This window comes from Roseomonas sp. E05 (genome assembly GCF_030063475.1).
GTDB lineage: Bacteria > Pseudomonadota > Alphaproteobacteria > Acetobacterales > Acetobacteraceae > Pseudoroseomonas.
In genome coordinates, this window is sequence record NZ_JASIRT010000028.1 from 59,137 (window position 1) to 66,125 (window position 6,989).

Annotated in this window: 3 protein-coding genes; 2 read left to right on the forward strand and 1 reads right to left on the reverse strand. The window is 72.6% G+C overall.

Translation table 11 applies throughout. The features are described 5' to 3' along the window. Window positions 1-34: 34 nt before the first annotated feature. Window positions 35-1,615: an alpha-amylase family glycosyl hydrolase gene (locus QMO56_RS20975; protein WP_283529034.1), complete on the reverse strand. Its 1,581-nt coding sequence runs from the start codon at window positions 1,613-1,615 to the stop codon at window positions 35-37. A gap of 440 nt (window positions 1,616-2,055) precedes the next feature. Between QMO56_RS20975 and QMO56_RS20980 the strand changes: the two genes are divergently transcribed. Both QMO56_RS20980 and QMO56_RS20985 read left to right on the forward strand, forming a co-directional pair. Further along, window positions 2,056-3,336: a DNA repair exonuclease gene (locus QMO56_RS20980; protein ID WP_283529036.1), complete on the forward strand. Its 1,281-nt coding sequence runs from the start codon at window positions 2,056-2,058 to the stop codon at window positions 3,334-3,336. 4 nt (window positions 3,337-3,340) lie between these two features. Further along, window positions 3,341-6,850, forward strand: a complete 3,510-nt coding sequence (locus QMO56_RS20985) for an AAA family ATPase (protein ID WP_283529038.1) — start codon at window positions 3,341-3,343, stop codon at window positions 6,848-6,850. Window positions 6,851-6,989 lie beyond the last annotated feature (139 nt).

Consider the following 6,989-nt stretch of genomic DNA (forward strand, 5'->3'; position numbering starts at 1 on the left):
GGGGGTTCGGGGGGAATTCCTTCCCTCCGGCCTTCTACGCCAGTTCCACGATCACGCCCTCTTCCGGCCCGAGCAGGCCGTCAAAGAGTCCCTCGCCCCGGTCGAGCCCGGTCGAGACGAGCAGCCGCGCCCCTTCCGGCATGGCCACACGCTGCGGTGCCTTGCCGAAGTTCAGCGCCACCAGCAGCGGCGCCTCGCCTTCGGCATGCCGCCGGAAGGCGAAGACATCGCCCTCCACATGGGCCTTCTCGTAGCGCCCGACGCTCAATGCCCGCCGCGCCTGCCGCAATGCGACGAGCCGCCGGTAGAGCGTGAGAATGGAGCGATCATCCCCCGCCAGCACCGCGACGTTGCGCGTGGCGTGGTCCGGGTTGATCGGCAGCCAGGGCTTCCCGGTGGTGAAGCCGGCTTTGGCCGAGGCGTCCCAGGGCATCGGCGTGCGCGCGGGGTCGCGCCCGAAGCCGAGCCCGGGCTCGTTCTTCTCCCAGGGGTCCTGCACGCGGTCGGGGGGGATCGGCACGTTCTCCAGCCCGAGTTCGTCGCCGTAGTAGAGCGTGGGCGTGCCGCGCAGCGTCAGCAGCAGCATCGCCGCCAGCCGCGCGCCCGCCGCGCCGACACGGGTGGCGATGCGCTTCTGGTCGTGGTTGGAGAGCACCCAGTTCGGCCAGCCGCCCTCCGGCAGCGCCGCCTCGTACTCCGCCACGATGCGCGCGATCTCCCGCGCGCTCCAGGCGGCGAAGACGAGCTGAAAGTTGAAGGGCAGGTGCGCGCCCCGCATGTCGCGCCCGTAATAGGCAACCAGCCGCTCCAGCGGCAGGTAGATCTCGCCGATCAGCACGCGCTCGGGGTAGGTGTCGAGAACGCCGCGCATCTCCGCGACCACGTCATGAATCTCCGGCCGGTCGGCGGAGTAGCGCTGCAGCAGCCGGTCGATGCCGGCCTGGTGCGGCTGCCAGGCCGGGTTCGGCGGATTGTCGCGGAACTGCTCGTCCTTGATCAGCAGCCAGATCACGTCCACCCGGAAGCCGTCCACGCCGCGGTCGAGCCAGAAGCGCAGCACGTCCAGCATGGCGCGGCGGACCTCCGGGTTGCGCCAGTTGAGGTCGGGCTGCTCCTTCAGGAAGGCGTGGTAGTAGTACTGGCCGGTGGCCTCGTCGAACGTCCAGCCGCTGCCGCCGAAATTGGCCAGCCAGTTGTTCGGCGGCCCGCCATCCGGCGCCGGATCGCGCCAGAGGTACCAGTCGCGCTTCGGGTTGTCGCGCGAGGCGCGGCTTTCGCGGAACCACGGATGCTGGTCCGAGGTGTGGTTGGGCACGAAGTCCAGGATCACCTTCAGCCCGCGCCCATGCGCCTCGGCCAGCAGCCGGTCGAAGTCCTCCAGCGTGCCGAAGATCGGGCTGATGCCGCAGTAATCCGCGATGTCATAGCCGAAATCCGCCATCGGCGAAGGGTAGATCGGCGAGATCCAGAGCGCCTCCACGCCCAGCCAGAGGAGATGGTCGAGCCGCCGGCGGATGCCCTCCAGATCGCCGATGCCGTCGCCGTTGCTGTCCTGGAAGGAGCGCGGATAGATCTGATAGACGATGCCGTGCTGCCACCAGAGGGTGTCGGACATGCTGTGTGGCCTCCCTGCGGTCTCGCTCCGCCTGAACGGCCGCCGGCTGCGGGTTGCCCCGCCGGCGGTCCCGCCCGGCACCCCATCAGGAACCCGGCTCGGCTGGGCGGGTTTCCTGCCGGCAGGCGCCGCCGCCGCACAGCCAGGGAGGCGGGGCGCATCATGCCAGGCACAGCAGCACTCCAGCCGCCAGCCAGAGCCCCCGCTCCTGCCGGGAAAGCCGGTTTGCGTGCTGCTCTCCCCGCATCCCGGCCGATGCGGCGAGCGCCTCGCGGGTGCCCTGCGCCTTTGCCCGAACGAAGATTTTGGGTTCGCTGTCGAGTAAAAGACGGTGGGGAGGGGGAATTCATTTCCCCAGCCTTGCTTCCCTTGACTTGCCTTCGCCCCCTTCCTGCCGCATCCCTCCCCTTTGAGATCTTACCTTTTCTGCCGGATTCCCCGTGACCAGCTTCCGCTTTCTTCACGCCGCCGATCTGCATCTCGACAGTCCCCTGCGCGGCCTTGATGCCGATCTGGACGCGCCGGCCCGGCGCATCCGCCGGGCCAGCCGGGAGGCGCTCGCCAACCTGGTTGACCTCGCCATTGCCGAGGCGGTGGATTTCGTGGTGATCGCCGGCGACCTCTATGACGGCGACTGGCAGGACTTCCGCACCGGGCAGGCGCTGGTCGCTGCCCTGGCCCGGCTGACGCGGGCGGGTGTCCGGGTGATCGCGATCCGCGGCAATCACGATGCCGAAAGCGTCCTGACGCGCAACCTGCGCCTGCCGGAGGGCGCCACCCTGCTCTCCGCCCGCGCACCGCAGACCCTGCGGCTGCCGGAGATCGGCGTCGCCGTGCACGGCCAGAGCTTCGCCACGCGCGACGTGCAGGAGAACCTTGCGCGCGACTACCCCGTGCCGCTCCCCGGCCTGTTCAATCTCGGCCTGCTGCACACCGCGGCCACCGGCCGCCCTGGCCATGCCGGCTACGCGCCCTGCACGGTCGAGCAGCTGGCCGGCCATGGCTACGACTATTGGGCGCTGGGCCATATCCACACGCGCGAGGAGCTGCTGCGCGATCCCTGGATCGTCTTTCCCGGCAACCTCCAGGGCCGCCATGTCAACGAGCCCGGCGCGAAGGGCGCCACGCTGGTCACGGTGCGCGACGGCCGCGTCGCGGAGGTGGCGCACCGCGCGCTCGACACGGTGCGCTGGCAGCGCCTCGCGGTGGATTGCAGCGGTGCCGCCGACCTGGAGCAGGTGCTGAGCCGCGTGCGCCATGCCCTCGGCACGGCCCTCGGCGACGTGGGGGGCCGCCTGCTGGCGCTGCGCCTGGCGCTGGAGGGCGACTGCGCCGCCCATGCCGCCCTGGCGCGCGACCCGCTCGGCACGCGCGAGCGGGTGCGCGCCGCCGGGCTGGAAGTGGCGGAGGAGGACGCCTTCTGGATCGAGGCGGTGCGCATCGGAACGCATCCCCCCTCCGGCTCCGCCATCCCGCGGCCGGAGGGCGATGCCGTCGGCCGGTTGCTCGGCGCCATCGAGGCGCTGTCCGGCGGCGCGGAGAGCACGGCGCTGACCACCGCCGTGCAGAGCTATGCCGCCGCCCTGCTGGACCGCGCCGGCGGTCTCCGCGAGGCACTGGGGGCGGAGCACCCTGCCGTGCTGGCCGCCGAGGGCCATCTGCCGGCCGAGCTGCTGCAGCGCGCGCGGCAGCTCCTGCTCAGCCGCCTGTCCCAGGACTGACCCGATGCGCCTGACCCGGCTGAGCCTTCGCCACTACGGCAACTTCCAGGACACCACCCTGCAGTTCGACCCCGCGCCAGGGCGGCTGAACCTGGTGCTGGCGCCCAACGGCGCGGGCAAGTCGGTGCTGCGCGGTGCCTTCGGCGACCTGCTCTTCGGCATCGGTGCGCAGACGCCCATGGGCTTCCGGCACGGCTATGCGGGGATGCAGATCAGCGCTGAGGGCGTGTTGCCGGATGGGGCACCCTTCAGCCTCACCCGCCGCAAAGGCCGTGGCAGCACCCTCCTGAACGCTGACGACACTCCCCTGGAACCCGCTGTCCTGACCCGCCTGCTGGGCGGCACGGACCGCGCCCTGCTGGAGCGGCTCTTCGCGCTGGACACGGAGCGCCTGCGCGCCGGCGGCCAGGGCCTGCTCGCCTCCGGGGGTGCGCTGGCCGAGGCGCTGCTGGAGGCGGCGGGGGGGCTGCGGCCGGCCCAGGCGCTGCGCCAGGAGCTGGAGGCGGCGCGCGACCAGCTTGCCCCCGCGCGCAAGTCGGCGCAGCGCCCCTTCTATGCCGCTCTGGAACGGCTTGCCGGAAGCCGCCGCACCCTGAGGGAACGGCTGGTCCGGCCGGAGCGCTGGCTGGAGCACGAGCGCGCCCTGGCTGCCGCGCGGGAGCGCCGAGAGGCCGCCAGCCGCGCGGCCACGGAGGCTGTGCGGTCGCTGCACCGGCTGGAGCGCGTGCGGCGCCTGCGCCCGCTGCTGGCGCGGCATGACACGGCGGCGAACTGGCTGTCCGCCCATGCCGATGCTCCGCATCTCCCCACCGGGCTGCGGGAGCGCCTGCCCCAGGCCCGCCAGGCGGCGGCCCAGGCGAAGGACGCAGGAGAGGCGCTGCGCCACCGGCATGCCGAACTCGCCGCGCAGGCCGCCGCCATCACCCCCGACAAGGCCGTGCTGGCACGGGCGGACCGCATCGCCGCCCTGCTGGAAGCAGCCGGCGCGGCCGAGAAGGCACGCCGGGACCTGCCAGCGCTGGAAGCCGAGCTGCGCGGCCAGCACGCACAGATCGAGGCCCTGCTGCGGGCGCTGGGGCTGGGATGGCCGGCCTCCCGCGCAGCCGAGGCGGTGCCGCCTTCCTCCCTGCTTGCCCGGGCCCAGCGGCTGGTGCGCGGCCATGCCCGCCATGCCGGAATGCTCGCCGATCTCCCCCGCGCCATCACCGAGCAGGAAACAGCGCTGTGCAAGGCGGAAGCAGCCCTGGCGATGCTGCCACCGCCACGCGATGCGGAGGCCCTGGCGGTCCTGGTTGGCGCCATCACCGCCGAGGGTGACCCCGAGAAAGTCGTCGGCGCGGCGGCTCGCATCTCCGCGCAGGCCGCCGCGCGGCTGGAGGCCACTCTCGCGAGACTTCCGGCCGCCTGGCGTGACCTTGCCGTTCTGCGCGCCCTGGAGGCGCCTCAGCCCCTCCTGCTGCGCCAGCAGGCCGCATGGCGGGAAGCCGCCCGCGCAGCCCAGCAGGAGCAGGCGGCGGCGCTGGAACGGCAGGAGGCGGCCCTCTCCGCCAGCCGCCAGGAGCGCGAAGGGCTGAGCCGCGAAGGCCCTTTGCCTGACGCTGCTGCGTTGGCCGCCGCCCGTGCCCGACGCAACGCGGGCTGGACGCTGGTCTATCGCCGCGCCTTCGGGGGCGAGGCACCGGATCCGACGGCCGAGCAGGCCTTCAGCGGCGACGAGCCCTTGCCCCTTGCCTATGTCGCGGCGGTGGCAGAGGCAGACCGCATCGCGGATCTGCGCAACGCGGAGGCCGAGCGGGTCAGTGCGGCTGAGCGGCTGGATCGCGCCATCGCGCAGCAGGAGGAGGTTCTGGCAGCCATCCGGGAGAGGGAGGCAGCCGCACGCCGGCAGGCCGAAATGGCCGATGCGGAATGGGCCGCCCTGCTACAGCCGCTGACCCTCCCCCCCGCAACGGGGCTGGCCGAGCTGGAGCAGCTTCTGCTGAAGCGTGAGGCGGCGCTGGAGGAGGCGGCCGATCTCGCCATGGCCCAGGCCGCCGAGCGGGAGATTGCGGCCCGGCAGGCTGCCGATCTCCGCCGCCTGACGCAGGCCCTCGCCTGCCCCGAAGGTGCCGCGCCGCCGGACCTGCGCACCCTGCTGGCCGAAGCCGAGGCGCGGCAGCGGGAGGCGCGCCGCGCTGAGAGCGACCGTGCCCGGCTGCAGGCCCAGCGCGAGGCCGCACGGGATGGCCTCGCCGCCGCCCGGCGCGACCTCTCGGCGGCGCAGGACCAGATGGCCGGCTGGCGCCGCGAATGGCAGGCCACCCTGGCCGAACTCGGCCGCAGCCCCGATGAACACCCGGAGGATTGCGCCGAGGCCCTCCGGCTGATGGAGGAACTCGGTCCCCTGCTGCGCGAGGCGCACAGACTGGCGGGGCGGATCACCGGCATTGAGGCGGAGCTCGCCGCCTTCACCGAAACCTGCCGCACCCTCGCTCAGGAGCTTGGCATGGCGGCGCCGGCCGACCCGGTCGCCACGGCGCGTATCCTCGACCAGCGCCTGCAGGCCGGGCGTGGGGCGGCCGAGCGTCTGACCCTGCTGGAGCGGCAGCAGGACGAGGCGGCCGAGGCCCTGGCGGCCGCGCTGCGGAAAGCGGAAGCCGCCGAGACCGAGCTGCGGGCCGCCATAGCCGCCGCCGGCGCGGATTCGGCCGAGGCCGCGGAGGCCCGGATCGCGCTCAGCGCCGAGCGCGAGCGCCAGGAAGCCCTGCGCACCCAGGCGCTGCAGGAGGCGCTTGCCGCCGGGGACGGCCTTTCTTTCGACGCGTTGCGTCAGGAGGCCACCGCCGTCACTCCGGAAGCGATGGAGGCCGAACTGGCGCAGGCGCGCGAGGCCCAGGTCACGCAACAGGCAGAGGCCCAGGAGGCCGCCGCCGCCGCCGCGCGCGCGGATGAGGCCCTCAAGGCTCTGGGCGATGAAAGCGCCTTCACGGAGGCCGTGCAGGATCAGCAGGCGGCGATTGCCCAGATCGGCGAAACCCTGGAGAACGCCCTGCTGCTGCACACCGCCAGCGCCATGCTGGAAGCGGGGCTAGGCCAGGTGCAGGACGCCGGTGACGACCGGCTGCTGCGGCGGATCGGCGCCGTCTTCGCCCGCCTGACCGACGGCGCCTATCCTTCCGTCACGTCCCGCGAGGATGATAAGAGCGTGGCGCATCTGGTGATCCGCCGGCGCGACTTCCCGGGGGAGGAGACGCTGGTGGACGAACTGTCCGAGGGCACCCGCGACCAGCTCTTCCTGGCGCTGCGGCTGGTGGCGATCGAGGACCATGTCGCTCAGGGCGCCCCCCTGCCCTTCCTCGGCGACGACGTCCTGCAAAGCTTCGACGACGGCCGCGCGGCCGCCGCCTTTCGCGCTTTGCTGGCTTTCAGCCGGTCCACGCAGGTCATCCTGCTGAGCCACCACCAGCACCTGCTGGACCTCGCCCGGAGGGCGCTGCCTCCCGGGCAGATCCATATCCAGCGGCTGGATGCCTGAGGCGCTGCGGCGCCGCCCCTCTTAGAGCACCTTTCAAAACCTGGAAAAGCGGTAGGGCTATGCCGATCTGAAGGGCATGGCGAAGCCCCTGATTTCAGATGAACTCTGGTTGGTCATTGAGCCGCTGTTGCCGCCCGAG

Excerpts from the sequence above, each read along its gene's own strand:
- QMO56_RS20975 (WP_283529034.1), bottom strand. The coding sequence starts at position 1,615 with ATGTCCGACACCCTCTGGTGGCAGCACGGCATCGTCTATCAGATCTAT.
- QMO56_RS20985 (WP_283529038.1), top strand. The coding sequence starts at position 3,341 with ATGCGCCTGACCCGGCTGAGCCTTCGCCACTACGGCAACTTCCAGGAC.